This is a genomic window from Limnohabitans sp. Bal53 (assembly GCF_003063355.1).
GTDB lineage: Bacteria > Pseudomonadota > Gammaproteobacteria > Burkholderiales > Burkholderiaceae_C > Limnohabitans_A.
Genome location: NZ_NESH01000003.1, coordinates 173,661 through 198,767 on the forward strand (window position 1 = coordinate 173,661; position 25,107 = coordinate 198,767).

General features: G+C 61.3%; 23 protein-coding genes and 1 pseudogene. 13 read left to right on the plus strand and 11 right to left on the minus strand.

Translation table 11 applies throughout. The annotated features are described in order from the left end of the window. Positions 1-16 precede the first annotated feature (16 nt). The 5 genes and pseudogenes from coaE to B9Z50_RS10430 form a co-directional block, all read right to left on the minus strand. On the minus strand, positions 17-631 hold the full coding sequence (gene coaE, locus B9Z50_RS10410) for a dephospho-CoA kinase (protein WP_108364050.1): 615 nt from the start codon (positions 629-631) through the stop codon (positions 17-19). A 6-nt stretch (positions 632-637) separates the two neighbouring features. Beyond that, positions 638-1,456, minus strand: a complete 819-nt coding sequence (locus B9Z50_RS10415) for an A24 family peptidase (protein ID WP_108364052.1) — start codon at positions 1,454-1,456, stop codon at positions 638-640. Between the two features lies 1 nt (position 1,457). Then, positions 1,458-2,672, minus strand: coding sequence for a type II secretion system F family protein (locus B9Z50_RS10420; protein WP_108364054.1), 1,215 nt, complete (start codon positions 2,670-2,672; stop codon positions 1,458-1,460). Continuing rightward, positions 2,669-3,871 (minus strand): annotated as a pseudogene (locus B9Z50_RS10425) (GspE/PulE family protein); the annotation flags it as partial. The pseudogene B9Z50_RS10425 and the gene B9Z50_RS10420, both read right to left, overlap by 4 nt. 194 nt (positions 3,872-4,065) lie before the next feature. Then, the gene (locus B9Z50_RS10430) at positions 4,066-5,049 is read right to left on the minus strand and encodes a polyprenyl synthetase family protein (protein WP_108364058.1); all 984 of its coding nucleotides are present in this window, start codon (positions 5,047-5,049) and stop codon (positions 4,066-4,068) included. Positions 5,050-5,264: 215 nt separating this feature from the next. Between B9Z50_RS10430 and rplU the strand changes: the two genes are divergently transcribed. The 4 genes from rplU (at position 5,265) to proB (ending at position 8,271) form a co-directional block, all read left to right on the plus strand. Continuing rightward, entirely contained in the window at positions 5,265-5,576 is a 312-nt protein-coding gene (gene rplU, locus B9Z50_RS10435) for a 50S ribosomal protein L21 (RefSeq protein ID WP_108364060.1), read from the plus strand. A gap of 12 nt (positions 5,577-5,588) precedes the next feature. After that, on the plus strand, positions 5,589-5,849 hold the full coding sequence (gene rpmA / locus B9Z50_RS10440; protein WP_019430604.1) for a 50S ribosomal protein L27: 261 nt from the start codon (positions 5,589-5,591) through the stop codon (positions 5,847-5,849). 103 nt (positions 5,850-5,952) lie between these two features. After that, positions 5,953-7,077 (plus strand): Obg family GTPase CgtA, encoded by a 1,125-nt coding sequence (cgtA, locus tag B9Z50_RS10445; RefSeq protein ID WP_108364062.1) that lies wholly within the window; start codon positions 5,953-5,955, stop codon positions 7,075-7,077. Between the two features lie 57 nt (positions 7,078-7,134). Then, positions 7,135-8,271, plus strand: coding sequence for a glutamate 5-kinase (gene proB, locus B9Z50_RS10450; protein WP_108364064.1), 1,137 nt, complete (start codon positions 7,135-7,137; stop codon positions 8,269-8,271). A gap of 37 nt (positions 8,272-8,308) precedes the next feature. Here the strand turns inward: proB and B9Z50_RS10455 are convergent, their stop codons facing one another. Continuing rightward, entirely contained in the window at positions 8,309-8,929 is a 621-nt protein-coding gene (locus B9Z50_RS10455) for an RNA pyrophosphohydrolase (RefSeq protein ID WP_108364066.1), read from the minus strand. Between the two features lie 99 nt (positions 8,930-9,028). Here B9Z50_RS10455 and B9Z50_RS10460 point away from each other — a divergent pair, with 99 nt between their 5' ends. Together B9Z50_RS10460 and B9Z50_RS10465 are read left to right on the plus strand one after the other, a co-directional pair. After that, on the plus strand, positions 9,029-10,774 hold the full coding sequence (locus tag B9Z50_RS10460) for a proline--tRNA ligase (RefSeq protein ID WP_108364068.1): 1,746 nt from the start codon (positions 9,029-9,031) through the stop codon (positions 10,772-10,774). An 86-nt stretch (positions 10,775-10,860) separates the two neighbouring features. After that, positions 10,861-11,481 (plus strand): lytic transglycosylase domain-containing protein, encoded by a 621-nt coding sequence (locus B9Z50_RS10465; RefSeq protein ID WP_370463078.1) that lies wholly within the window; start codon positions 10,861-10,863, stop codon positions 11,479-11,481. A gap of 51 nt (positions 11,482-11,532) precedes the next feature. Here B9Z50_RS10465 and grxD read toward each other — a convergent pair whose 3' ends face one another. The 4 genes from grxD to hemA form a co-directional block, all read right to left on the minus strand. Then, entirely contained in the window at positions 11,533-11,856 is a 324-nt protein-coding gene (gene grxD, locus B9Z50_RS10470; protein ID WP_108364070.1) for a Grx4 family monothiol glutaredoxin, read from the minus strand. A gap of 85 nt (positions 11,857-11,941) precedes the next feature. Continuing rightward, on the minus strand, positions 11,942-12,793 hold the full coding sequence (gene prmC / locus B9Z50_RS10475; protein ID WP_199221724.1) for a peptide chain release factor N(5)-glutamine methyltransferase: 852 nt from the start codon (positions 12,791-12,793) through the stop codon (positions 11,942-11,944). Further along, a complete protein-coding gene (gene prfA, locus B9Z50_RS10480; RefSeq protein WP_108364072.1) occupies positions 12,793-13,893 on the minus strand; it encodes a peptide chain release factor 1 in 1,101 nt (366 codons plus the stop codon). The genes prmC and prfA overlap by 1 nt, the downstream gene beginning before the upstream one ends. Before the next feature lie 119 nt (positions 13,894-14,012). Beyond that, complete coding sequence (hemA, locus tag B9Z50_RS10485; RefSeq protein WP_062408096.1) at positions 14,013-15,284, minus strand: glutamyl-tRNA reductase; 1,272 nt, start codon at positions 15,282-15,284, stop codon at positions 14,013-14,015. Between the two features lie 135 nt (positions 15,285-15,419). Here hemA and B9Z50_RS10490 point away from each other — a divergent pair, with 135 nt between their 5' ends. Beyond that, complete coding sequence (locus B9Z50_RS10490; protein WP_108364386.1) at positions 15,420-15,695, plus strand: hypothetical protein; 276 nt, start codon at positions 15,420-15,422, stop codon at positions 15,693-15,695. Positions 15,696-15,767: 72 nt separating this feature from the next. Here the strand turns inward: B9Z50_RS10490 and ugpQ are convergent, their stop codons facing one another. After that, on the minus strand, positions 15,768-16,511 hold the full coding sequence (ugpQ, locus tag B9Z50_RS10495; RefSeq protein WP_370463071.1) for a glycerophosphodiester phosphodiesterase: 744 nt from the start codon (positions 16,509-16,511) through the stop codon (positions 15,768-15,770). A 180-nt stretch (positions 16,512-16,691) separates the two neighbouring features. Here ugpQ and B9Z50_RS10500 point away from each other — a divergent pair, with 180 nt between their 5' ends. The 6 genes from B9Z50_RS10500 to ubiB all read left to right on the plus strand — a co-directional run bounded on the left by B9Z50_RS10500 (position 16,692) and on the right by ubiB (position 25,025). Then, a complete protein-coding gene (locus tag B9Z50_RS10500; protein ID WP_108364077.1) occupies positions 16,692-20,570 on the plus strand; it encodes a DUF3683 domain-containing protein in 3,879 nt (1,292 codons plus the stop codon). Between the two features lie 41 nt (positions 20,571-20,611). After that, entirely contained in the window at positions 20,612-21,031 is a 420-nt protein-coding gene (locus B9Z50_RS10505; protein ID WP_108364079.1) for a gamma-butyrobetaine hydroxylase-like domain-containing protein, read from the plus strand. 10 nt (positions 21,032-21,041) lie between these two features. After that, positions 21,042-21,773, plus strand: coding sequence for a bifunctional demethylmenaquinone methyltransferase/2-methoxy-6-polyprenyl-1,4-benzoquinol methylase UbiE (gene ubiE, locus B9Z50_RS10510; RefSeq protein ID WP_108364081.1), 732 nt, complete (start codon positions 21,042-21,044; stop codon positions 21,771-21,773). 35 nt (positions 21,774-21,808) lie between these two features. After that, positions 21,809-22,816, plus strand: a complete 1,008-nt coding sequence (locus B9Z50_RS10515) for a Tim44 domain-containing protein (protein WP_108364083.1) — start codon at positions 21,809-21,811, stop codon at positions 22,814-22,816. A 74-nt stretch (positions 22,817-22,890) separates the two neighbouring features. Next, entirely contained in the window at positions 22,891-23,451 is a 561-nt protein-coding gene (locus B9Z50_RS10520; RefSeq protein ID WP_108364085.1) for a hypothetical protein, read from the plus strand. Continuing rightward, a complete protein-coding gene (gene ubiB, locus B9Z50_RS10525; protein WP_370463072.1) occupies positions 23,448-25,025 on the plus strand; it encodes a ubiquinone biosynthesis regulatory protein kinase UbiB in 1,578 nt (525 codons plus the stop codon). Before B9Z50_RS10520 ends, ubiB begins: the two co-directional genes overlap by 4 nt. Positions 25,026-25,107: the final 82 nt, after the last annotated feature.

Genomic DNA, 25,107 nt, shown 5'->3' on the forward strand with positions numbered 1-25,107 from the left:
TTTTCCAATGCCCCGATCATAGCCCGAAGTCAGCGGCCACTTGGCCAATGAGCGAATCCAAACCATCAAAACTGAGGTCTTGATTGAACACCACCAGGTCGGCACAGGCCAGGCGTTGGGCGCGTGAGGCCTGTTGTGCCACGATGCGTTCGACCTCTTCGGCATTCAGACCGCTGCGGGCCATGACCCTTTGCTTTTGGGTTGACACGTCGCAGTCCACCACGATCACCCGGTCTACCTGTTTGCGCCAACGCTCACCTGACTCCACCAGCAAGGGCACATCAAAAACCAGCACACGATGACCCGTTTTCAGGGCTGCTTGCGCCTGTTCGGCCGTGACCTGACTGACCAAGGGGTGGATGATGTGTTCGAGTTGGCGCTTGGCTTGCGGGTCTTGGAAGATGCGCTCGCGCATGGCCTGGCGGTTCATGGCGCCGTCTGGGCTGATCATGGACTCACCGAAGGTGCTGGCAATGGCCGCCATAGCCCGCCCGCCCGGGGTTGTGAGGCTGCGAGAGATCGCATCGGCATCGATGATGGCGGCACCGCGTCGGGCCAAAAAGCCCGCCACTGTGCTTTTGCCGCTGCCAATGCCGCCGGTCAGGCCAATGCGCCAAGTGCGTTGTGTCATGGACGATCAGATCAAAAACCAGGGCAGGGGGCCAAAAGCCATGACCCACAAACCCGCCAACACCAAAAAAGGCCCAAAAGCCAGTTGGCCATTGTCGTCCAATTGACCTCTTAGCTTGAGCCAAACGCCACCGATCACCCCTGAAATAGACGCGATCATGACCAAGGACAGCAGCGCGGGCCAGCCCAGCCAAGCCCCTAAAGCAGCCAGGAGCTTGAAGTCCCCCTGGCCCATGCCTTCTTTGCCGGTTACGGCTTTGAACAACCAGTACACCATCCACAAAAACAGGTAGCCACCCGCGGCGCCCCAGAGGGCTTTGTTCAGGTCAATGCCCGTCAGCTCCAGGCTGGCGGCCAGCAAACCCGCCCACACCAGGGGTTGGGTGATGGCGTCGGGCAGCAATCGTGTGTCCGCGTCAATGGCGGCCAGCGCCACCAAGGCGGCGGCAAACCCCGCCCAAACGAGCGCCTGAATACCCAAACCGTGCTCGGCCGCGGCCCACATGAACAGACCTGCAGTGGTCAGCTCAATGGCCGGATAGCGCCAGCCAATCGGGGTATGGCAATGGGCGCATCGCCCGCGCAATCGGATGAAGCTCATCACAGGGATGTTCTCGTGCCAACCTAAGGGGTGCTGGCAGTGGGGGCAGTGCGAGCGAGGCACTGCCAGATTGAAGGCGGGGGCGCTGGTCTTTACATCTTCCAATGGGGCGTCCCACTGTGCTTGCAGTATGAGCGGCAGGCGGTAGATCACCACGTTCAGAAAACTGCCGATCATCAGGCCGAGCAATGCCGCCAGACCGAGTGCCAATACGCTGTCGTTCATGTCAGAAAACTTGCCCCAAACTGAAAATCGGTAAATACATGGCCACCAAGATGGCCCCTATGAAGCCGCCGAGCACCACAATGATCAGCGGCTCCAGCAAACTGCTCAGGCCATTGACCTGGTCATCAAGTGCACTTTCCATCAGGCTGCCCGCCCGGCCCAGCAATCCATCCAAGGCCCCTGTTTCCTCGCCCGTAGCGCACAGTTGCACGATCATCGCCGGGAAGTGACCACTTCGGAACATGGCCTCACTCAAACTGCTGCCTTGAATTACCTGACGCTGAATGTGTGTGGTGGTGAGTGCATAGACAGGATGATCGCACGCCTGGGCGGTCGGCCCAAGGGCTTCGGGTAAGGGGACACCTGCAGCCAGCAAGGCCGACAGGGTCTGTGCCCAACGCGCCACCACGGCCGTGGTCAAGAGCGGCCCGAGCACCGGCCAGCGCAACCACCACTGTGCCAGCCATTGCCGCATCCGGCTGGCTGCCGGTGTGCTTTGCTGCGCAGCCCAAAACATCAACAAGGCCAAGGGCAGGGCCACTGGCCAGGCCCGTACCAGCGCATCGCTCATGCCCACCACCACTTGCGTGGCCAGGGGCAATTCGGCTCCAAAGGACTGGAACACGTCCTGGAAAACCGGCACCACCAACACCAGGATCAGCACCAAAATGCCCAAGGCCACCGCCATCACGGCGATGGGGTACATCAAGGCCGAGCGGATTTTGGAGCGCATGGCCTCGTTTTTCTCGAGCGTGAAAGACAGCCGCTCCATCATCGTGTCGAGAATCCCGGCGGCTTCGCCTGCTTGAACCATGTGCACATAAAGGCCGCTGAAATGTTTCGGGTGTTTGGCCAAAGCGTCGTGCAAAGCCAGACCGGCTTCCACATCGCTGTGCACCTGTTGCATCACGGCCACCAGGCCTTTGGCGCTCATGCTGCGACACAGCATGCTCAAGGCTTGCACGACCGGCACACCAGCGCGCAGCATGGCTGCCCATTGACGCGTCATGATGGCCAGGTCTTTGGCTTTCACGGTGTCTGGCGGCGACCACCACAGGCGCTGAAGCTGCACTTGTTGGAGCCCTTGCCTGCGCAGTTGCACTCGGGCCAGATCGGCATTCAGGGCCTGAATGTGCCCGCTTTGTGCCTGTCCCTGACGGTCTCGGCCGCGCCAACGGAACTGGGCGGTGGCACGGGCAGGCGGCTGGGCGCTCATGTGCTTTCCCGTGTGGCGGCCAGCACCTCGTCCAGCGAGGTGGTGCCCTGCAGCACTTTGCGCAAGCCGGCCATGCGCAAGCTGCTGACCCCTTCGTTACGAGCTTGGCGCGCGATCTCCTGAATCCCCGCTTCTTGCAAGACCAGTTGCTGCATCTGGGCGCTCACGGGCATGACCTGGAAAATCCCGGTCCGCCCAGCAAAGCCTTTGTGGCATTGTGGGCAGCCCACAGGCTCGAATACGGGCACGGGATCTGCAAGGTCCATAGTTGGGGGCCACCCCGCTTTGAGCCATATGTCGGCGGGCACGCGGGCCGCGCGCTTGCAGTGCGGGCACAGGCAGCGCACCAGGCGTTGCGCCGTGATCAGGCTCACACTGGCCGCGATGTTGTAAGGCGCCGTGCCCATGTTGCGCAAGCGCACCAAGGTGGCTGGGGCATCGTTGGTGTGCAAGGTCGAGAGCACCAGGTGCCCGGTTTGTGCGGCCTGAATGGCGATGTTGGCGGTTTCCAGATCGCGCACTTCGCCCACCATCAAAATGTCTGGGTCCTGGCGCAAAAAGGCCCGCAAGGCCACAGCAAAGCTCAGGCCTGGTTTGTCCTGGACATTGACCTGGTTGATGCCCTTGAGCTGAATTTCGCAAGGGTCCTCCACCGTGGCGATGTTCACCTCAGGTGTGTTGAGCAGGTTCAGGCAGGCGTAAAGGGATTGCGTCTTGCCCGAGCCGGTGGGGCCCGTCACCAGCACCAGGCCGTGAGGTGCACGGATCGCCGCAAGCAAGCGCTCCAAATCTTCGGGCTCGTAGCCCAAGCGGCCCAGGTCCAATTGGGCCTGCGCCGAGTCCAACACACGGATCACCAGCTTTTCCCCAAACAAGGTGGGCAAGGTGCTGACACGCAAGTCCAGCTCCCGACCTTGGGCCAAGGGCAGCTTCATGCGCCCGTCTTGCGGCAAGCGCTTTTCGGCGATGTCCAGGCGCGACATCACTTTGATGCGCGATGCCAAGCGGTCCTTGAGGGCCATGTGCGGGGAGGCCACTTCGCGCAGCTCTCCATCGATGCGCATGCGCACACGGTATTGGTGTTCGTAAGGCTCAAAGTGCAAATCCGAAGCTTTGAGCGCCACCGCTTGCTCCAGCAGTTGTTGCACATAGGCCACCACCGGGGCATCGTCGGCGTTTGGCGAAAGGCTTTTGGACTGTACTGTGGTTTGCATGGCAATCCCTGAAGTGAACAATTAAGCGCTCACATCATGGCGTTTTGACCTGAATTTGTAAATCACGCCAGCCGTCAAGGGGCGGCTAAAGGGGCAGGTCTCACATTGACCCTGCGAATCAGGCGGCAGATCGCATTTGAACTGCAGGGGCCGTCGAAGGACTGCCCGCCTCAACCGATTCAGGTGCGTCGGTCCAGCAGCTGTGTGGCCAGCGCCACCATGGCCGTGCGGTATGCGTTGTCGGGCAGTTGCATGGCCGCGTCGATAGCGCGTTGAGCTTCTGCTGCTGCGGCGCTGCGGGTGGCGGCCAAGGCCCCGGTGCCGCGCACGATGGCCACGATGTCGTTCAGGCGGTCCACGCTGCCGGTTTCAATGGCTTCACGCACGGTGCGGCTTTGTTCTGCATTGCCGCGCTGCATGGCCAAAATCAGCGGCAAGGTGGCTTTGCCTTCACGCAGGTCATCGCCCAAGTTTTTGCCCATCTCAGCACTGTTGCCGTCATAGTCCAGCACATCGTCGATCACTTGGAATGCGGTGCCCAAGGATTGGCCGTAATGGGCGCAAGCGGTCTCGATTTCGGGTGGACTGCCCGCCAAAATCGGACCCAGGCGGGCGCTGGCTTCAAACAGTTTGGCCGTTTTGGAGCGAATGACACGCAAATAGCCTTCTTCATCCAGCGAGGCATCGTGCATGTTCATCAGTTGCAGCACCTCGCCTTCGGCGATCACGTTGGTGGCATCGGCCAAGGTTTGCATGACGCGCATGCTGCCCGCGTCCACCATCATCTGGAAGGCGCGGGAATACAAAAAATCACCCACCAGCACGCTGGCCGGGTTGCCAAAGCTTTCGTTGGCGGTAGGTCTGCCGCGCCTCAATGTGGACTCGTCGACCACGTCATCGTGCAGCAAAGTGGCGGTATGGATGAATTCGACCACGGCCGCCAAGTTGTGGCGCTGCGCTCCGGTGTAGCCCAAGGCGCCACAAGTGAGCAGCAGCAAAACCGGGCGCAGCCGCTTGCCTCCGGCTGAGATGATGTAGCGGGCCACCTCTGCGACCAAAGGCACTCCCGAATCGAGCCGCTGGGCGATGACATGGTCGACCTGGGCCATGTCCGGGGCCACCAATTCAAGAACTGCGGCGGTGCTGTTTTCTGAGGCAGACAAATGGAGGATCCGGCTGGGAGGCTCGGTAGAGCCGAGGCAATTGGGACAAGCAGCGCATCACGTGCGCCGCCCAATTATAGAGACCTGCCGTATCCTGACCCCTGCAGGTGGCTGTTAGGCGAATGCGATGGATTTGCCGTATGAAGGATAGCCGTGCTAGAATCGTCGGTTCCTTGGGGATCAGCCCTTGGAAACTTCCATTCAAGAGGTCTAATATGTACGCGGTCATAAAAACCGGTGGCAAACAGTATCGTGTTGTCGCTGGCGAAAAAATTAAAGTAGAACAGATTGCTGCGGACGTTGGCCAGGAAATCGTGATTGATCAAGTTCTCGCAGTCGGCAACGGCGCAGACCTGAAGATCGGCACGCCCCTGGTGTCCGGCGCCACAGTCACAGCCACAGTGTTGGCTCATGGCAAGCACGACAAAGTGCACATCTTCAAGATGCGCCGTCGCAAGCACTATCAGAAACGTCAGGGTCACCGTCAGCAGTTCACCGAACTGCAAATCGGCGCGATCGCTGCCTGAGGAGAATAGGTCATGGCACAGAAAAAAGGCGGCGGCTCTACGCGCAACGGTCGTGATTCCAAGCCAAAAATGCTCGGCGTCAAGGCTTTCGGTGGTGAACTGATCAGCGCAGGCTCGATCATCGTTCGTCAACGTGGCACCAAGTTCCATGCTGGCAACAATGTCGGCATCGGCAAGGACCACACTTTGTTTGCCCTGGTTGACGGCCACGTGTCGTTCTCCACCAAAGGCGAACTGAGCAAGCACATGGTCAACGTGACGCCGGCTGTTTAAGCCCGTCCCGCCCATGGCGCAGAGGAGCCCCGCAAGACGGGGCTTTTCGCATTCTGGCCCGCTGACCTTTTGACGGCGGGCCCACCGCTAAACTGGACACCTCATGAAGTTCGTAGACGAAGCCTATATTGACATCGCCGCAGGTGACGGCGGGAACGGCTGCGTCTCGTTCCGCCACGAAAAGTACAAAGAGTTCGGCGGCCCCAACGGGGGAGATGGCGGACGCGGCGGACATGTGTTCGCCTATGCCGACATCAACCTGAATACCCTGGTCGACTACCGCTACTCACGGCGCCACGAGGCCAAGCGCGGTCAGCACGGCATGGGTTCTGACATGTTCGGCGCCGCAGGTGATGACGTCACCCTCAAAATGCCGGTAGGCACCATCATCACTGACGCCGAAACCGGCGAAGTGCTGTATGAATTGCTGGTGCCGGGTGAAACCATCATGATCGCCAAGGGCGGTGACGGTGGTTTTGGCAATATGCGTTTCAAGAGCGCGATCAACCGCGCCCCGCGCCAGAAAACACCGGGTTGGCTCGGTGAGAAGAAAGAGCTCAAGCTCGAGTTGAAGGTGTTGGCCGACGTGGGGCTGCTGGGCATGCCCAACGCGGGCAAGTCCACTTTCATCGCGGCCGTCTCAAACGCCCGCCCCAAAATCGCCGATTACCCCTTCACCACCTTGCACCCCAACCTGGGCGTGGTCCGCGTGGGCCCTGAGCAAAGCTTTGTGGTGGCCGACGTGCCGGGGCTGATCGAGGGCGCCTCTGAAGGTGCGGGTCTGGGCCATTTGTTTTTGCGCCACTTGCAGCGCACGCGTTTGCTCTTGCATGTGGTCGACTTTGCACCCTTTGACGAGAACGTCGACCCGGTGCAGCAAGCCAAGGCCATCGTGGCCGAGCTCAAAAAATACGATCCCGGTCTTCACAACAAGCCGCGCTGGCTGGTCCTCAACAAGCTGGACATGGTGCCCGCCGATGAGCGCGAAGCCCGCGTCAAGGACTTCATCAAGCGCATGCGCTACAAAGGTCCGGTTTTCCAGATCTCGGCCCTGACGCGAGAAGGCTGTGAGCCGCTGATCAAAGAGATTTACAAGCATATTCGCGCGCAGCAAATCATCGAGCAAGGTGTGGTGGACATTGACCCCCGCTTCAAAGAGCAGGACAAGCCGCAAGAGCCCGATGCCGATGATCCGCGCTTCAAGCCTTTGCCTTCGGATGGCGACTGACACCGTCAACCTCGCGCCCTTTTGAGCGCTGTTCCAACCAGAAGCCAATATTTCAGCATGACCTCAGCCGCCGTTTCCACTCTGCTGCGTGATGCGCGCCGCATCGTCGTCAAAGTCGGCTCCAGCCTGGTGACCGACGAAGGCCGGGGCTTGGACGAAGGCGCGATTGGCGAATGGTGCCGCCAAATGGCCCTGCTCAGCGCCCAGGGTAAAGAGGTGGTCATGGTCTCCAGTGGGGCCATTGCCGAAGGCATGAAGCGCTTGGGCTGGACCACTCGCCCGAGCGAAGTGCCTGCGCTGCAAGCGGCCGCTGCGGTGGGTCAGATGGGCCTGGCGCAGATGTACGAGACCAAATTGCGTGAGAACGGCATGGGCAGCGCGCAGGTGCTGCTCACGCACGCTGACTTGGCCGACCGCGAGCGTTACCTCAATGCTCGCTCGACCTTGCTCACTTTGCTGCAGCACCGCGTGCTGCCCGTGATCAACGAAAACGACACGGTGGTCAACGACGAGATCAAGTTTGGCGACAACGACACTTTGGGTGCTTTGGTGGCCAACCTGATCGAAGCCGACTTGCTGGTCATCCTGACCGATCAAAAAGGCCTGTACACCGCCGACCCCCGCAAAGACGCCTCAGCCACTTTTGTCGACGAAGCCCGTGCCGGTGACCCGGCCTTGGAGGTCATGGCGGGTGGTGCGGGCTCCAGCATTGGCAAGGGCGGCATGATCACCAAGATACTGGCGGCCAAGCGGGCCGCGGGTTCGGGCGCGTCCACCGTGATCGCCTGGGGTCGCGAACCCGATGCGCTGCTGCGCCTGAGTCAAGGCGACAACATGGGCACTTTGCTGGTGGCCCAGACCGCCAAACAGCAAGCCCGTAAGCAATGGATGGCTGACCACCTGCAACTGCGGGGCTCGGTCACGGTCGATGCGGGGGCCGCCCACAAAGTGCTGACAGAAGGCAAGAGCCTGCTGCCCATAGGCATGACGGGTGTGGCGGGTGATTTTTCACGCGGCGATGTGATTGCCATTCGAGATGAACAAGGCGCAGAAATCGCCCGGGGTCTCGCCAATTACGCCAGCGCCGAGGCCCGTTTGCTGTGCCGCAAGCCCTCGCACGACTACGAGGCTTTGCTGGGCTACACCGCCGAGCCCGAGATGGTGCACCGAGACAACCTGATCCTGAGCCGCTGAAGCCCAAGGCCCCAGAGGCCAGGCGCCGCAGGGTGGGTCACCCTTGCGGGTTCGGGTCGAAGCTGGCCCCAGGGGGCAATTCCATGTGCAAAGGAGGCTGCATCTCGACGTGGCCGTGGTCGTGGTCCATGACTTGATCGCGCGGACCGCGGCTGCCTCCGCGCAAATAGCGGTTTTGACGTTCCTGGCGCGGCAAAAAACGGGACAACTCGGTCAGCGCCATTTCGTAAACGCCGCGTTTGAATTCCACCACCACATCCAGCGGCACCCAGTAATCGTTCCAGCGCCAAGCATCGAACTCAGGGTGGTCGGTGGCGCGCAGGTTCAGATGGTGGTCGTGCGTGACCAATTGCAGCAGGTACCAGATTTGTTTCTGGCCCTTGTAAAAGCCGCGAGCATCCCTGCGGATGAAGCGGTCTGGCACCTCATAGCGCAACCAGTCACGGGTCCGGGCCACGATGCGCACATGCTCCGGGTGGAGCCCCACTTCCTCATGCAGTTCCCTGAACATCGCCTGTTCAGGACTTTCGCCCCGGTCGATGCCGCCTTGCGGAAACTGCCAGCTGTGGGTACGTATGCGCTTGCCCCAGAAAACCTGGTTTCTCTGGTTGAGCAGAATGATGCCGACGTTCGGCCTAAAGCCTTCACGGTCAAGCATAATCAACCTCAAATTTTTAAATTGTGTCCATTATGCACGCCGCACCAGTGCTCGCTCTTGGATGTTTCCCTGATGCCCTTGTCTATTTAGTCTGCCGCGATGAAAGCCTCCCAGTTCCTGATTTCCACCCTCAAAGAAGCCCCTGCGGATGCAGAAGTCGTCAGCCACAAGCTGATGACCCGTGCCGGCATGATCAAGAAGTTGGGCGCAGGCATTTACAACTACATGCCCATGGGCTTGCGCGTGATCCGCAAGGTCGAGGCCATCGTGCGCGAAGAGATGAACCGCGCAGGGGCCATCGAAATGACCATGCCCGTGGTGCAGCCCGCAGAGCTTTGGCAAGAGACGGGCCGCTTTGACAAGATGGGCCCCGAACTTTTGCGCATCAAGGACCGCCATGGGCGTGATTTTGTGATCCAGCCGACCAGCGAAGAAGTGGTGACCGACGTGGTGCGCCAAGAAGTGCGCAGCTACAAACAGCTGCCCAAGAACTTTTACCAAATCCAGACCAAGTTCCGCGACGAGCGCCGCCCCCGCTTTGGCCTGATGCGTGGCCGCGAGTTCATCATGAAAGACGCCTACAGCTTTGACCGTGACGTGGTCAGCGCCAAGGCCAGCTACCAAGTCATGGCCGGGGCTTACCGCAAGATCTTTGACCGCTTTGGCCTGACCTACCGCGCAGTGGCCGCTGACAGCGGCGCCATTGGTGGCGATTTGAGCGAAGAGTTTCAGGTGATCGCCGCTACAGGCGAAGACGCTATCGTGTATTGCCCCACCAGCAACTACGCCGCCAACATCGAAAAAGCCGAGGCCTTGGCCCCGAGCCAGCCACGCGGTGCAGCCTCGCAAGCCCTGACTAAAACCGCCACACCCGGCAAGAGCACCTGCGAAGACGTCGCCGCCTTGCTGAACGTGCCCCTGTCCACCACCGTCAAATCGCTTGTGCTGGCCACCGACACCCTGAACGAGCAGGGTGAGATCGTCAAATCACAAGTCTGGCTTTTGCTCTTGCGTGGTGACCACGACATGAACGAAGTCAAGGTTGGCAAGCTGCCCGGTATGGAAGGCGGTTTCCGCTTTGCCACCTTGAGCGAAATCGAAGACCACTTCGGTTGCAAGCCGGGTTACCTCGGACCGCTGAACCTGAAGAAGCCCGTGCACCTGGTGGCCGACCGCGACGTGGCCGTGATGGCCGACTGGATTTGTGGTGCCAACGAAGAAGACTTCCACATCACCGGTGTGAACTGGGGCCGCGACCTGCCCGAGCCCGCCTTGGTGGCCGACATCCGCAACGTGGTCGCAGGCGACAAATCGCCCGACGGCCAGGGTGAGCTGGCCATTGAGCGCGGCATCGAAGTGGGCCATGTGTTCTATCTGGGCACCAAATACTCCAAGGCCATGAACGCCACCTTCCTCGATGAAACCGGCAAGCCACAGTTTCTGGAAATGGGTTGCTACGGCATTGGCGTGACACGCCTGCCCGCCGCCGCCATCGAGCAAAACCACGACGAGCGCGGCATCATCTGGCCCGACGCGATTGCCCCCTTCACCGTGGTGGTGTGCCCCATCGGCATGGACCGCAGCGAAGCCGTCAAGCTTGAAGCCGAGCGCATCTACGCCGCCTTGTTGGCCGACGGCGTCGATGTGATCCTGGACGACCGCGGCGAGCGCCCCGGTGCCATGTTTGCCGACTGGGAGCTGATCGGTGTGCCGCACCGCGTGACCATTGGCGACAAGGGCCTCAAAGACGGTCAGGTCGAGTACCAACACCGCCGCGATGCCGAATCCAGCAAAGTGGCGGTAGCCGACATCCTGGACCACATCCGGGCGCGACTGGCCGCCTGAATAGTGGGGGCCTGATGGCCACAAAGTCTGGCATCCCTGATTTTGACGGCAGGTCTGACCTGCCCGCCATGCCCTCAGTTTTGACCATGCCCAGCCGCCGCCGGGCACTGCGTCATTGGGCTGCCGGGTGTGGCGCCAGTCTCTGGGGTGCGGGCGTTTGGGCAGGCCCGCAGATCGAAGAACCTCTGTCGCATGCCGTGCGCACCGCGCTGAGCGCAGCAGTGGTCGCTGCGGCCCCGCCTGAGCCGGTACTGCCCCATGCCCAAGCGCAAAAAACTTATGACGATTGGCTTCACCATGCCAGTCAGCGCCTAGCGCGTTACAAAAAACACGCCGCTGAACGGCAAGAATTCCTGCAAACCCTCTGGTACGAGGCCCGCCGGGCCGGATTGCCGCTGTCTTTGGTGCTGGGCATCGTGCAGGTCGAGAGCGGTTTTCGCAAATACGCCATCTCCAGTGCCGGAGCGCGTGGCTACATGCAGGTGATGCCGTTTTGGGCGCGCCTGATTGGCGATGGCGACGATGGCCGCCTGTTTCACATGCAGACCAATTTGCGCTTTGGCTGCGTGATCCTGCGCCACTACCTCGACCGCGAACGCGGTGACTTGTTTCTGGGCCTGGGCCGCTACAACGGCAGCCGGGGGCATGCCGTTTACCCGCAGGCGGTGCTGGCGGCGCAGCGGCAGTGGGTGCATGCGGCGGATTGAAGCCGTAAAAAAGCCACCCGAAGGTGGCTGTTGGCTTGGGGTGCAGGTCGATCAGGCTTGGCCGTTGATCACTTGCTGCAACTCGCCCGATTCGTACATTTCCATCATGATGTCCGAGCCGCCGATGAATTCGCCCTTGACGTAGAGCTGGGGAATGGTGGGCCAGTTGCTGTATTCCTTGATGCCCTGGCGGATTTCAGCGTCGTCCAGCACGTTCACGGTCTTGACCGTCTTGGGGTCCACGCCGACGGCTTTGAGGATCTGAATGGCACGGCCGGAAAAGCCGCACATGGGGAAGCTGGCGTTGCCCTTCATGAACAGGGTGATCTCGTTGCCTTTGACGAGTTCGTCGATGCGTTGCTGGGTGTCGCTCATGGTGTTGCTCCAAATGGGGTCGGTGTCGAATGGGGTGAATTATGTCTCTGATTGAAAGTCTGCCATTTTCACAGGGATGTTGTTGTCACTTCGGCATGGCCGCGCCCGTGCAGCGCTCGATGCCACCCAGATCGCGGCGCGACTGCACTTGCTCAAACCCGGCCTCGCGCAGCAGGGCCTGAACCGGGGCTGCCTGGTCCCAGCCGTGTTCGAGCAGCAGCCAACCGCCCGGGGCCAGATAAACAGGGGCTTGGGCGATGATTTGGCGGATGTCGTCCAGGCCGTCGGGGCCGCTGGTCAAGGCCTGCAGGGGCTCGTGCATCAGGGCGGCCAAGTGCGGGTCGCCCTCGGCCACGTAGGGTGGGTTGGAGACGATGAGGTCAAAACGGCCCGTGTGCTGAACATCCACCGCGTTCAGCCAGTCGCTGGCGATGAATTGCACGCCCAACTGCAAGCGGGCAGCGTTGGCGCGGGCCACGGCCAGGGCGTCTTCGCTCGCGTCCACGGCCCACACCGAGGCATCGGGCCGGGCGTGTTGCAAGGCCAAAGCCACCGCGCCGCTGCCCGTGCCCAAGTCCAGAATGCTGGGCGAGCGGGTTTCTGGGACGGATTCAGGCAGACACGCCAGAGCCCATTCCACCAACGTTTCGGTATCGGGGCGCGGGTCCAGCACACGCGCATCCACGGCCAGCGTCAGTCCAAAAAAGTCTTTGCGCCCGGTGATGTAAGCGACGGGCTCACCTTGCAAGCGGCGCTGCAGCGCGTCTTGCCACGCGGCGGCTTGCGCTGGCATCAAGGTGTCGCTGTCGTGGGCCAGCAGCCAGGCGCGGTCGTGTTGTGGGCGCTGCAGGCTGTGCAGCAGCAAGATCTGCGCGTCCACCCGGGCCAAGCCATTGGCTTGGGCTTGGCGCAGACACTCGGCCAGGGTGGTGTGCATCAGGCGGTGGCTCCGATTTCCAGCGCGGCCAGCTGTTCGGCCGCTTCGTAGCTTTGCAGCGCATGCACCACGTCCTGCAAATCGCCTTCCATGATGGTGAGCAGCTTGTACAAAGTCAGGTTGATGCGGTGGTCGGTCAGTCGCCCTTGCGGAAAGTTGTAGGTGCGGATGCGGTCCGAGCGGTCGCCGCTGCCGATCAGACTCTTGCGCTCGGCCGCGTCTTTGGCGGCGCGTTCGGCCCGGTCTTTTTCCTGAATTCGGGCCGTCAGCACCTTCAGAGCTTGGGCCTTGTTGCTGTGCTGGCTGCGGCCGTCCTGGCATTCGGCCACGATGCCGGTGGGCAAGTGGGTGATGCGCACAGCCGAGTCGGTTTTGTTGATGTGTTGCCCACCCGCCCCGCTGGCGCGGTAGGTGTCAATCCGCAAATCCGACGGATTGATCTTGATGGCTTCGGCCTCGTCCGGCTCGGCCAACACCGCCACGGTGCAGGCGCTGGTGTGGATGCGGCCTTGGGTTTCGGTGGCGGGCACGCGTTGCACCCGGTGACCGCCGGATTCGAACTTGAGTGCGCCATACACGCCATCGCCCGATGAGCTGCCGTCGATGCGCACTACGACTTCTTTGTAGCCGCCCAGCTCGCTCACCGATTCCGAGACGATCTCGCATTTCCAGCTCTGGCTCTCGGCATAGCGGGTGTACATGCGCAGCAGGTCTCCCGCAAACAGGGCCGACTCGTCGCCCCCAGTGCCGGCGCGGATTTCGACAAAAGCCGGGCGGGCATCGTCCGGGTCTTTGGGCAGCAGCATGCGTTGCAGCTCAGCCTCCAGACTTTGTAGCTCGGCGCTGGCGCTGGCCGCCTCTTCTTTGGCCATCTCGTGCAGGTCTTCGTCGGCCAGCATGTCTTGCGCGGCGGCCAGGTCGGCGTTGCGCTGCTGAAAGCGGGCAAAACGTGAAGCCACAGCGCTGACCTCGGCGTGCTCGCGCGAAAGCTTCAGGAACTGCGTCATGTCGGCCATGATGTCTTCGCGTGACAGCAAAAAGTCCAGCTCGGTCAGGCGCAGGGCGTAGCGTTCAAGTTGTTGGATGAGGAAAGGTTTCATGCGGGCGGGAACGGTTTAGGGCTTGGGTTGCGGCGCTGGCCCTGACTCGGGGCAGACGCGGCAGGCAGCAGGGACAGCTAAGGTGTCGGCGCGCAAGCCCCGACCTGCCAAGTCAGCCGCTAACGCTCTTTGCGCAAGAAAACGCGCTGCACCGTCTGCATGGTCTGCTCGCGGTGCTCGGGTGCCGCCCCGCGCAGCTCGGCCAAGGCGCCGTGCAGCATCTTCTGTGTCAGGCCCTTGGACAGGGCTTCCATCACGGCGATCGGGTCATCACCCCGGGCCAGCAGCTTGCGGGCGCGGGCCAGTTCGGCTTCGCGCCATGCGTCGGCCTGGTTTTGCAGTTGCTGGATCAGGGGCACGGTGCCACGCTGGCCCATCCAATGCATGAAGCTTTGCACGCCGGCATCGATGATGACTTCGGCTTCGGCCACGGCCGCTTGGCGGTGGGCCTGGCCGGTTTGCACGACGCTGGCCAAGTCGTCCACGGTGTAGAGGTAGACGTCTTCCAGCGACTTGACTTCGGGTTCGATGTCACGGGGCACGGCCAGATCGACCATGAACATGGGTCGGTGTTTGCGTTTTTTCAGGGCCCGCTCGACCGCGCCCAAGCCAATCAGGGGCAGGGTGCTGGCGGTGCAGCTGATGACGGCATCGAATTCGTGCAAGCGCTCGGGCAGGTCGGCCAGGGGCATGACATCGGCCCCAAAGCGGTGGGCCAGCAATTCGGCCCGGTCCAGGCTGCGGTTGGCGATCACCATGCCTTTGGGCTGCTTGGCTGCAAAGTGGGTGGCCACCAACTCGTTCATTTCACCCGCGCCGACAAACAGAATGCGGATGTCTTGCAGGTTTTCGAACAGCTGACTGGCCAAGCGCACCGAGGCGGCGGCCATGCTGATGGAGTGAGCCCCGATTTCGGTGGAGCTGCGCACTTCCTTGGCCACGGCAAAGCTGCGCTGGAAAAGTTGGTTCAGAGTGCTGCCCAGAGCACCTGCTTGTTCGGCGGCGCGCACGGCATCTTTGAGCTGACCCAGAATTTGGGCCTCGCCCAAGACCATGGAGTCCAGCCCGCTGGCCACACGGAAGGCATGGCGGGCGGCTTCGTTGCCTTCGAGCAAATAGGTGTGGGCGTGCAGCTCGGATGCGCTCACGCCGCCGGTTTGGGCCAGCCAACGCAGGGTATCGTTCGTGGCGGCCTGGTCGGCAGCGCAATAGATTTCGGTGCGGTTGCAGGTCGACAAAATAGCCGCTTCGGGCTCTTGCGAAATGCGTTGGGACAGGTCACGGCGCAGGCCTTGCAGGGTGGGGACCAGTTTGTCCACGGCGAACGCAAACCGACCGCGCAGATCCAGCGGTGCAGTGGTGTGGTTCAAACCCAGGGTCCATACAGCCATGAGGGGCATTATAGGCACGACCTGTCAACTTTGCTTGACACAATCGCAGCAGGGAAAGTAGACGTGGTTTTGCATGCACAATTTCAGGCTCTGGGGGCACTTGTGGCCAACCCGGACCACTCGGAGCGAGACTTCATGACGTTTTGGCAATTGGTTTTGCACCTGTTCAATTTTGCCTTGCCTGCTTTGGCCATGGCGCTGTTCATGCCTTGGGCCGGGCGCTGGGTCGTGGGGCCAGGCCGGGCCAGCCTGCGCCGCCGCATGGGGGTGCAGGCCCTGTGCGGGCTGGCGGTGCTGGTGGGTGGGCTGTTGCTGCACGGCCAGGACGGCAAGATGAGCACTTACATCGCCATGGTGCTGGTGGCCGCGACGGCCGAGTGGTTGATGCAGCGCGGCTGGGCCACCAAATAAGACTGCCCAGAGACCGCCTTCAAGACCGTCTTGAGTGGGTCCACGCCCCTTGGTTTCAGATGGCCCCTGGTTTTAAACCGGGCTGAACAGGTCCACCCGGTCGGTGATGATGCCGTCGGTACCCAGAGCCAACAGGTGCTGCGCGGCCCAGTCGTCGTTGACGGTGTAGCTCAGGCACCGCATGCCAGCGCCATGGACTTGGGCCACGGTGGCCGCGTCCCACAGCGCATAGTTGGCCACCACGGCCACGCAGCCGAGTTCTTGGGCTTTCTCAAACCAGCCGGTCCAAAGCGTGTCGACCAGCAGGCCGCGTGGCAATTCGGGGGCTGTTTGCTGAGCCGCTGCTAAGGCCTCGGGTTTGAACGAGGTCAAGAGCGGTGGCACGGCAGCGCCTTGCCAGAGTTGGGCGGCCAGACGCGCCACGGCCTCGCCCGTGGCGGCCTCGGTGCCCGGCGTGGGCTTGATCTCGATGTTCAACAAGTAGCTGTTGGCCAAGCAAAACCGCACCAAAGCCTCGAGTGTGGGCAGGGCCTCGCCCGCAAAAGTGCGTGAATGCCAACTGCCCGCGTCCAGTTGCGACAGGGCATGCCAAGGCAGGTCACCACCGATGCCTTGGCCGTTGGTGGTGCGCTCCAGCGTGGCGTCGTGCATCAGGAACACCACGCCGTCGGCGCTGAGCTTGGCGTCGCATTCAAACATGCGGTAGCCGTGCGCCGCACCCAAGCGAAAGGCGGCCAAGGTGTTTTCGGGGGCGAGCTTGCCCGCGCCCCGGTGTGCGATCCAAAGCGGGTAGGGCCAGTGTTGGAATGTTTGCATCAGCATATTAGTAGCAGCATAAAACAAGCAACAAATCACCATTTGTCAGTTCCGTCAGGTGCCCCCACCCCCGGCGCGTGTTTGCTGCACTGCGGTAACATCTCGCCTCAGCCGGTTAGACGCCTCCGTCCAGGTCTGGCTGAACGCGTTTTTACCCACGCATTTGACCGCGCACCCTCCATGAATGCTCCCACCACGCTCCAACTTTTGATGCAAGCCGACGCCGATGCGCCGCGTTTGCGAGAGATTCCCTACAACTACACCAGCTTTTCAGACCGTGAAATCGTGCTGCGTTTGCTGGGCGAGTCGGCTTGGGATCTACTGAACCAGTTGCGCCAGGAACGCCGCACGGGTCGATCGGCCCGCATGCTTTACGAAGTGTTGGGCGACATTTGGGTGGTCGAGCGCAATCCCTACCTGCAGGACGACCTGCTGGACAACCCGGCCCGCCGTAAATTGCTGGTCGAGGCCTTGCAGCATCGCCTGGGCGAGGTGCAAAAGCGCCGCACGCCGGGTGTGGACGCCGCCCGCGACGCATTGGTGGGCCAACTGCTGGTCATGGCGACCCAGGCGGTGACGCAGTTCAGCGAGCGCTTCACCCGCATGGCCAAGCTGCGCAGCCAGGTGCAAAAGACCTTGGGCCGCCTGACGGCCAAAGACAACATCAAGTTCGATGGTCTCTCGCGCGTGAGCCATGTGACCGACGCGACCGACTGGCGTGTGGAATACCCGTTTGTGGTGTTGACGCCCGACAGTGAGACCGAAATGGCCGGGCTGGTCAAAGGCTGTATCGACTTGGGCCTGACCATCGTCCCACGCGGCGGCGGCACGGGCTACACCGGTGGCGCAATCCCGCTGACCTGGAAGAGCGCGGTCATCAACACCGAAAAGCTCGAAGCCATGACCGAGGTCGAAATGGTCGACCTCCCCGGCATCGTGCACAAAATTCCGACCATCTACACCGAAGCTGGTGTGGTGACCCAGCGCGTGGCCGATGCGGCCGAGCGCGGAGGTTTTGTCTTTGCGGTGGACCCGACTTCGGCTGAAGCCAGCTGCGTGGGCGGCAACATCGCCATGAACGCGGGTGGCAAAAAGGCGGTGTTGTGGGGCACGGCGCTCGACAACCTGGCCAGCTGGCGCATGGTCACGCCCGATGCCGAATGGCTGGATGTGGTGCGCATGGACCACAACATGGGCAAGATCCACGATGCCGAAGTGGCCACTTTTGAGCTGCGTTACTTCAAGGCCGACGGCAAAACCCCGATCCGAACTGAAACTCTGGTCATCCCCGGCAAAACCTTCCGCAAAGAAGGCCTGGGCAAGGACGTGACCGACAAGTTTTTGAGCGGCCTGCCCGGCGTGCAAAAAGAAGGCTGCGACGGCCTGATCACCAGCGCCCGCTGGGTGGTGCACCGCATGCCCACCCACACCCGCACCGTGTGCATGGAGTTCTTTGGCCACGCCCGCGAGGCCGTGCCCAGCATCGTCGAGATCAAAGACTTCATGTTTGCCGAGCAAAAGCGCACCGGCACCGTGATGGCGGGTCTGGAGCACCTGGACGACCGCTATTTGCGCGCAGTGGGTTATTCCACCAAGTCCAAGCGCGGCGGTTTCCCCAAGATGGTGCTGATCGGTGACATTGCCGGTGACAACGCCGACGATGTGGCCAAGGCGACCAGCGAGATCGTGCGCATCGCCAATTCGCGCAGCGGCGAAGGCTTCATCGCCATCAGCCCCGAGGCGCGCAAAAAGTTCTGGCACGACCGCAAAAAAACAGCGGCTATCTCGCGCCACACCAACGCCTTCAAAGTCAACGAAGACGTGGTCATTCCGCTGCCACGCATGGCCGAGTACACCGACGGCATCGAGCGCATCAACATCGAGCTGAGCCTGCGCAACAAGCTCAAGCTGTGCCGCGAAATCGAGGCCTTTTTGGAGCGCGGCAACTTGCCTCTTGGCAAACAAGACGACGCCAGCGACATCCCTTCGGCCGAGTTGTTGGAAGACCGCGTGGCGCAAGCCCTGGCCGTGGTGCGCGAGGTGCAGGCGCAATGGCAAGGCTGGTTGAACGATGTCGACGCCCTGTTCCCGCAACTGCAAGAGCACAGTTTGCGCGCCAGCTGGAAGACACAAATTCGCCCGGCTTTCCAGAACATCTTCTCGGGCTCGGCCTTTTTGCCGATCCTGACCGAGGTCTCGGCCATCCACCAGCGCGTGCTCAAGGGTCGCGTGTGGGTGGCGCTGCACATGCATGCGGGTGATGGCAATGTGCACACCAACATCCCGGTCAACTCTGACAACTACGAGATGCTGCAAACCGCGCACGAAGCGGTGGCCCGCATCATGGTGTTGGCGCGCAGCCTGGACGGCGTCATTTCGGGTGAACACGGCATTGGCATCACCAAGCTGGAGTTTTTGACCGACGCGGAGTTGGCGAACTTCACCGCCTACAAAGCCAAAGTGGATCCCGAAGGCCGCTTCAACAAGGGCAAGCTGCTGCGCGGCGCGGCACTCTCCGGCTTGGGTGACGATGTGCATGCGGCCGACCTGACGCACGCCTACACCCCCAGCTTTGGCCTGATGGGCCACGAGTCGCTGATCATGCAGCAGTCGGACATTGGCGAGATCGCTGCCAGCGTCAAGGACTGCCTGCGCTGCGGCAAGTGCAAACCCGTGTGCGCCACCCATGTGCCGCGTGCCAATTTGCTCTACAGCCCACGCAACAAGATTTTGGCGACCTCTTTGCTGGTTGAGGCTTTCCTCTACGAAGAGCAAACCCGCCGCGGCATCTCGATCAAGCACTGGCAGGAATTCGAAGACGTGGCCGACCACTGCACCGTCTGCCACAAGTGCCTGACGCCTTGCCCGGTGAACATCGACTTCGGCGATGTGTCCATGAACATGCGCAACCTGCTGCGCAAGATGGGGAAAAAGAGCTTCCGTCCCGGCAACGCTGCCGCCATGTTCATGCTCAACGCCACCAATCCTGAAACCATCAAACTGGCTCGCATGGCCATGGTGGGCGTGGGTATGAAGGCGCAGCGTTTTGTGGCCGGTTTGCTCAAGGGTGTGGCCCGCAAACAGACCATTGCGCCGCCTGCATCGGTGGGCACTGCGCCCATCAAAGAGCAGGTGATCCACTTCATCAACAAAAAGATGCCGGGCAACCTGCCCAAGAAAACCGCGCGGGCTTTGCTGGACATCGAAGACAACGACTACGTGCCCATCATTCGCAACCCGAAGGCCACCACTTCTGAGTCTGAAGCGGTGTTTTACTTCCCCGGTTGCGGCTCTGAGCGTCTGTTCAGCCAGGTGGGGTTGGCCACTCAGGCCATGCTCTGGCATGTGGGCGTGCAGACGGTGTTGCCACCGGGCTACCTTTGCTGCGGTTACCCGCAAAAGGGCTCGGGCCAGTTCGACAAGGCCGAGAAAATCATCACCGACAACCGCGTGCTGTTCCACCGCGTGGCCAATACGCTCAACTACTTGGACATCAAGACCGTGGTGGTGAGCTGCGGCACATGCTACGACCAGCTTCAGGGCTACCAGTTCGACAAGATCTTCCCGGGCTGCCGCATCATCGACATCCACGAGTTCCTGCTGGAAAAAGGCATGAAGCTCGATGCGGGTGGTGCTTATCTGTACCACGACCCTTGCCACAGCCCCATGAAGCAGCAAGAGCCCATGAAGACCGTCAAAGCCTTGATGGGCGACAACGTGCTGGAAAGCAAGAGTTGCTGCGGTGAGTCGGGCACGCTGGGCGTGACGCGCCCAGACATCTCGACCCAGGTGCGCTTTCGCAAGGAAGAAGAGCTGCTCAAAGGTGAAGCAGCATTGCGCAGCAGCGGTGCGCTGGCACCCCAGGCCAACATGAAAATCCTGACCAGCTGCCCCAGCTGCCTGCAGGGTTTGTCGCGCTTTGGGGACGATATGAAAAACGGCCTGCTCGAAGCCGACTACATCGTGGTCGAGATGGCCAAACACATCCTGGGTGAAGAATGGATGCCCGAGTATGTGAGTGCGGCCAATGCAGGCGGCATCGAGCGCGTGCTGGTGTAAGCCAAGCGCGCAACCCGACAGCAAGATTTCGAAAGCAAAAGATGGCTGGATTGAAAAAAGACATGCCCCACCCCGAGTCGCTGACCCTGCACGGTCAGACCCGGGTGCTGGAGATCGGGTTTTCTGACGGTGCCCAGTTCCGCATCCCGTTCGAGCTGATGCGCGTGTACTCGCCTTCGGCCGAGGTGCAAGGTCACGGCCCCGGCCAAGAAGTGTTGCAAACCGGCAAGCGCGAGGTGGGAATTCAAGAGATCGAACCTGTGGGCAATTACGCCGTGAAACCGACCTTCTCCGATGGCCACGAGTCGGGCCTCTTCACATGGGAATACCTGTATTTTCTAGGTGACCAGCAAGACGCCTTGTGGCAGCAGTACGAGGACCGCCTGGCAGCGGCTGGCATGAGCCGCGATGCACCCATGGTCGAAGCCGCTGCGGGCGGCAGCTGCGGTCACAAGCATTGAGAAAGTTGTCATGAGCAGCACCCACTTCGGTTTCAAAACTGTCGACGAGAGCGAGAAAGCCAAGCATGTGCGTGGCGTGTTCGACTCGGTCGCGTCCAAATACGACGTGATGAACGACCTGATGTCCATGGGCTTGCACCGCGTGTGGAAGGCTTACACCGTGCAGGTGGCCAACCTCAAAGAGGGCGATCAGGTGCTGGACATCGCAGGCGGCACGGGTGACTTGTCCATGGCTTTCGCCAAAAAAGTGGGTGCCATGGGCCGCGTGGTGCACACCGACATCAACGAAGCCATGCTGTCCACTGGGCGTGACCGCTTGGTTGACCATGGCCTGGCCTTGCCCACCTTGGTGTGTGATGCCGAGAAGCTGCCGTTTCCCGACAACCATTTCAATGTGGTCAGCGTGGCCTTTGGCCTGCGCAACATGACGCACAAGGATGTGGCGTTGAAGGAAATGTGCCGAGTGCTCAAGCCGGGCGGGAAATTGTTGGTTTTGGAGTTTTCCAAAGTGGCCAAACCCTTGGAAAAGGCCTACGACTGGTACAGCTTCAAGATCCTGCCTCAATTGGGCAAATTGGTGGCGGGCGACGCCGACAGCTACCGGTATTTGGCCGAATCCATTCGCATGCACCCCGGGCAAGAAGACCTGAAAACCCTTATGAAAAATGCCGGATTTGGCCATGTGGATTTTCACAATTTGTCGGCTGGGGTGGTAGCCTTGCACATGGGTATCAAATGTTGAAGCCCGAAAACTGAATTTCCTGAGTTGGAGACACCATGAACAGCAAGTTGATGACACTGATGCTCGCAGGCGTGATGGCCTTGGGCAGCTTGAACGCCGAGGCCGCACGCCGCATGGGTGGTGGCAAGTCGTTTGGCCAGCAGTCAAACCAGGTCACCAAGCGCGACGCCGCGCCGCAAACCCCTGCAGCACCAGCACAAAACGCCGCGCCCACCAATGCGGCCAAACCCGCTGCTGCACCTGCAGCTGCTGCGCCCAAGAAACCTTGGGGTGCCATGTTGGGCGGTTTGGCCGCAGGTTTGGGGCTGGCTTGGTTAGCAAGCTCACTGGGCTTGGGCGAAGCCTTTGGCAACATCCTGATGGCTTTGTTGATCGGCGTTGCTGTCTTGGCCGTCATCGGCATGATCATGCGGGCACGACGCGGTGGCGCCTCGCAGATGGGTGGAAACGGTGGCTTGGCTTACCAAGGCGCTGGTGCCTCGGCAGAAAACCCCGCCACCTACAAACAGTACAGCCCCCAAAACGTGGGCAACGATGCATCGGCCCGCCCATGGGAAGGACAAAACACCCGCTTCGATAGCTCGGCTGCGTCGGCCTCGACTGGCTCCATGATCGGCTCAGGCATCGGCTCTGGCCTGACGGGCTCTCAAACTTGGGGCATCCCGGCTGGTTTTGACGTGGACAACTTTGTCACCGCTGCCAAGCGCAACTTTGTGACCCTGCAAGACGCTTGGGACCGCTCGGACATCAGCGCATTGCGTTCCATGATGACGGACGCCATGGTGGTGGAGATCCGTAACCAGCTGTCTGAGCGCGAAGCACAGTTCCCCGGTCAACCCAACAAGACCGAAGTCGTCATGCTCGACGCCCAGCTGCTGGGCATTGAAGAGCAGGCCGATGCTTACTTGGCCAGTGTCGAATTCAACGGCATGATCCGTGAAGACGCGGCTTCTGGCCCCAGCCCATTCCGTGAAGTCTGGAACATGACCAAATCCAAGCAAGGCGGCGGCTGGTTGGTGGCTGGTGTGCAAGCACTGCAATAAAGACCGGGCCATAAAGCCCGAACCATAAAGCCCTGAAGCTTGGGGGCTGGCACTTTCGGGAATAATCGGGGACTATGGCAACACAGTCCCCTTTTTCATGGGCCGCTCAGGCGCTACCCGACATGGTCAACCGGCTCGCAGCCAACATCCAGCCTCCGGCTTGGGTGGTGGATGAGGGGGTCAATCGCCTTGTTTTGTTCCTCAACCATGTGCTGATGAGCGAGCCCGAGGCCATGGCCCGATTGGCACGCCAAAAAGGCCAACGCATCGAGCTGGTTTGGGACCGCGTGCAACTTCAACTGATGCCCACCCCTGCAGGCCTGCTCGAACGCGGCCGCTTTGAAGGTTTTGACTTGCGTCTGACGGTGACCGAAGACTCACCCGTCTCCATCGCTTCGGCCTTGGCCCGAGGGGACAAGCCCAAGGTCCGCATCGAAGGCGATGTGCAGCTGGCTGCTGAAGTCAATTGGCTGATTGACCATGTGCGCTGGGATGCCGAAGAGGATCTGGCCCGCCTGATCGGTGACGCCCCCGCGCACACCCTCGCACAAGCTGCCCGCCAGGCCATGACGGCTTTGCGCAGTTTTGTCGCCCAACGACCCGGCACTGGGTTGCGCACGGGCAGCGCAGCATGATGCGCTGGGGCCGTTTCGGGCGCGGTGCCTTCATCGTCTTCATCGTCTTGCGCTACGGCCTGGACGAGTTGGTGCTCTCGAGCTTTCAGAAGCCCTGGATTCGCCTCTTGGCTCGCATCCTCTCGGTGGGCCGCGACTTGCGCTCACCCCGGGCCGTACGCCTGCGCGAAGCGCTCGAGCGCCTGGGGCCGATCTTTGTGAAGTTTGGCCAGGTGCTGTCCACCCGGCGCGACCTGCTGGCCCCCGACATCGCCGAAGAATTGGCCAAACTGCAAGACCGGGTGCCACCCTTCAGTTCGGCCATCGCGGTGGCGTCGATCGAGCGGGCGTTCAACCGCCCGGTGGACGACATCTTTGAAACCTTTGAGCGCGAACCGGTCGCAAGCGCTTCGATCGCTCAGGTTCACTTTGGCACTTTGCGCGGCAAATCGGGCGAAGTGCGTGAAGTGGCTGTGAAAGTGTTGCGCCCAGGCATGCTGCCTGTGATCGACAAAGATCTGAGCCTCATGCGCATGATGGCCGGTTGGGTGGAGAGCCTGAGCGCCGACGGCAAACGACTCAAGCCCCGCGAGGTGGTTGCCGAGTTCGACAAATACCTGCACGACGAGCTGGACCTGGTGCGCGAAGCGGCCAACGCCGCACAGCTGCGCCGCAACATGCAGGGCCTGGATTTGGTGTTGATCCCTGAGATGATCTGGGACTTTTGCCACCCCGAGGTCATCGTCATGGAGCGCATGCACGGCGTGCCCATCAGCCAGGTTGACCGTTTGCGCGAAGCGGGCGTGGACATTCCCAAGCTGGCCCGCGATGGTGTGACGCTGTTTTTCACGCAGGTGTTTCGCGACGGTTTTTTCCACGCCGACATGCACCCGGGCAACATCCAGGTGAGCCTGGCTCCCGAGACCTTTGGCCGCTACATCTCCTTGGACTTTGGCATCGTGGGCACGCTCACCGAGTACGACAAGGAGTACCTGGCGCAAAACTTCACAGCGTTTTTCCGCCGCGACTACAAGCGCGTGGCAGAACTCCACATCGAGTCCGGTTGGGTGCCGCCAGAAACGCGGGTGGACGAGCTGGAGTCGGCTATCCGTGCGGTCTGCGAGCCTTACTTTGACCGCCCGCTCAAGGAAATCTCGCTGGGCATGGTGCTCATGCGCCTGTTCCAGACCTCGCGCCGCTTTCAGGTCGAGATTCAGCCACAACTGGTGTTGCTGCAAAAAACCCTGCTCAACATCGAAGGCTTGGGCCGCGACCTGGACCCTGAACTGGACCTGTGGAGCACGGCCAAGCCATTCCTAGAGACCTGGATGCTGGAGCAAATCGGGCCCAAAAAGCTCTGGGAAGAGCTCAAGGCCCAGGCCCCGCATTACGCCAAACTGCTGCCGCAGTTGCCACGTTTGCTGCATGAGTACCTGAAACAACCGAGTCAAAACGATGCCAGGCAGATAGAGCAGTTGCTGGTCGAGCAGCGCAGAACCAACAGACTGCTGCAAACCTTGATTTACGCAGGGTTGGGCTTTGTGGCCTCTTTGGTGCTGCTTCAGCTGTGGAGTCACCTGTCCTGGCGAATTTAAGTCAGCAACGGGTGCTGTCCGCTGGTCTGAATCTGCCAACGATGCGTATGCCCAGCAGCAGAGGTTGGGCGCCGTCACTGGT

What these genes read in the sequence shown, in the direction of transcription:
- coaE (WP_108364050.1), bottom strand. Translation starts at nt 631, where the DNA reads ATGACACAACGCACTTGGCGCATTGGCCTGACCGGCGGCATTGGCAGC.
- B9Z50_RS10415 (WP_108364052.1), bottom strand. Translation starts at nt 1,456, where the DNA reads ATGAACGACAGCGTATTGGCACTCGGTCTGGCGGCATTGCTCGGCCTG.
- B9Z50_RS10420 (WP_108364054.1), bottom strand. Translation starts at nt 2,672, where the DNA reads ATGAGCGCCCAGCCGCCTGCCCGTGCCACCGCCCAGTTCCGTTGGCGC.
- rplU (WP_108364060.1), top strand. Translation starts at nt 5,265, where the DNA reads ATGTACGCGGTCATAAAAACCGGTGGCAAACAGTATCGTGTTGTCGCT.
- rpmA (WP_019430604.1), top strand. Translation starts at nt 5,589, where the DNA reads ATGGCACAGAAAAAAGGCGGCGGCTCTACGCGCAACGGTCGTGATTCC.
- cgtA (WP_108364062.1), top strand. Translation starts at nt 5,953, where the DNA reads ATGAAGTTCGTAGACGAAGCCTATATTGACATCGCCGCAGGTGACGGC.
- proB (WP_108364064.1), top strand. Translation starts at nt 7,135, where the DNA reads ATGACCTCAGCCGCCGTTTCCACTCTGCTGCGTGATGCGCGCCGCATC.
- B9Z50_RS10455 (WP_108364066.1), bottom strand. Translation starts at nt 8,929, where the DNA reads ATGCTTGACCGTGAAGGCTTTAGGCCGAACGTCGGCATCATTCTGCTC.
- B9Z50_RS10460 (WP_108364068.1), top strand. Translation starts at nt 9,029, where the DNA reads ATGAAAGCCTCCCAGTTCCTGATTTCCACCCTCAAAGAAGCCCCTGCG.
- B9Z50_RS10465 (WP_370463078.1), top strand. Translation starts at nt 10,861, where the DNA reads ATGCCCAGCCGCCGCCGGGCACTGCGTCATTGGGCTGCCGGGTGTGGC.
- grxD (WP_108364070.1), bottom strand. Translation starts at nt 11,856, where the DNA reads ATGAGCGACACCCAGCAACGCATCGACGAACTCGTCAAAGGCAACGAG.
- prmC (WP_199221724.1), bottom strand. Translation starts at nt 12,793, where the DNA reads ATGCACACCACCCTGGCCGAGTGTCTGCGCCAAGCCCAAGCCAATGGC.
- prfA (WP_108364072.1), bottom strand. Translation starts at nt 13,893, where the DNA reads ATGAAACCTTTCCTCATCCAACAACTTGAACGCTACGCCCTGCGCCTG.
- hemA (WP_062408096.1), bottom strand. Translation starts at nt 15,284, where the DNA reads ATGGCTGTATGGACCCTGGGTTTGAACCACACCACTGCACCGCTGGAT.
- B9Z50_RS10490 (WP_108364386.1), top strand. Translation starts at nt 15,420, where the DNA reads ATGACGTTTTGGCAATTGGTTTTGCACCTGTTCAATTTTGCCTTGCCT.
- ugpQ (WP_370463071.1), bottom strand. Translation starts at nt 16,511, where the DNA reads ATGCAAACATTCCAACACTGGCCCTACCCGCTTTGGATCGCACACCGG.
- B9Z50_RS10500 (WP_108364077.1), top strand. Translation starts at nt 16,692, where the DNA reads ATGAATGCTCCCACCACGCTCCAACTTTTGATGCAAGCCGACGCCGAT.
- B9Z50_RS10505 (WP_108364079.1), top strand. Translation starts at nt 20,612, where the DNA reads ATGGCTGGATTGAAAAAAGACATGCCCCACCCCGAGTCGCTGACCCTG.
- ubiE (WP_108364081.1), top strand. Translation starts at nt 21,042, where the DNA reads ATGAGCAGCACCCACTTCGGTTTCAAAACTGTCGACGAGAGCGAGAAA.
- B9Z50_RS10515 (WP_108364083.1), top strand. Translation starts at nt 21,809, where the DNA reads ATGAACAGCAAGTTGATGACACTGATGCTCGCAGGCGTGATGGCCTTG.
- B9Z50_RS10520 (WP_108364085.1), top strand. Translation starts at nt 22,891, where the DNA reads ATGGCAACACAGTCCCCTTTTTCATGGGCCGCTCAGGCGCTACCCGAC.
- ubiB (WP_370463072.1), top strand. Translation starts at nt 23,448, where the DNA reads ATGATGCGCTGGGGCCGTTTCGGGCGCGGTGCCTTCATCGTCTTCATC.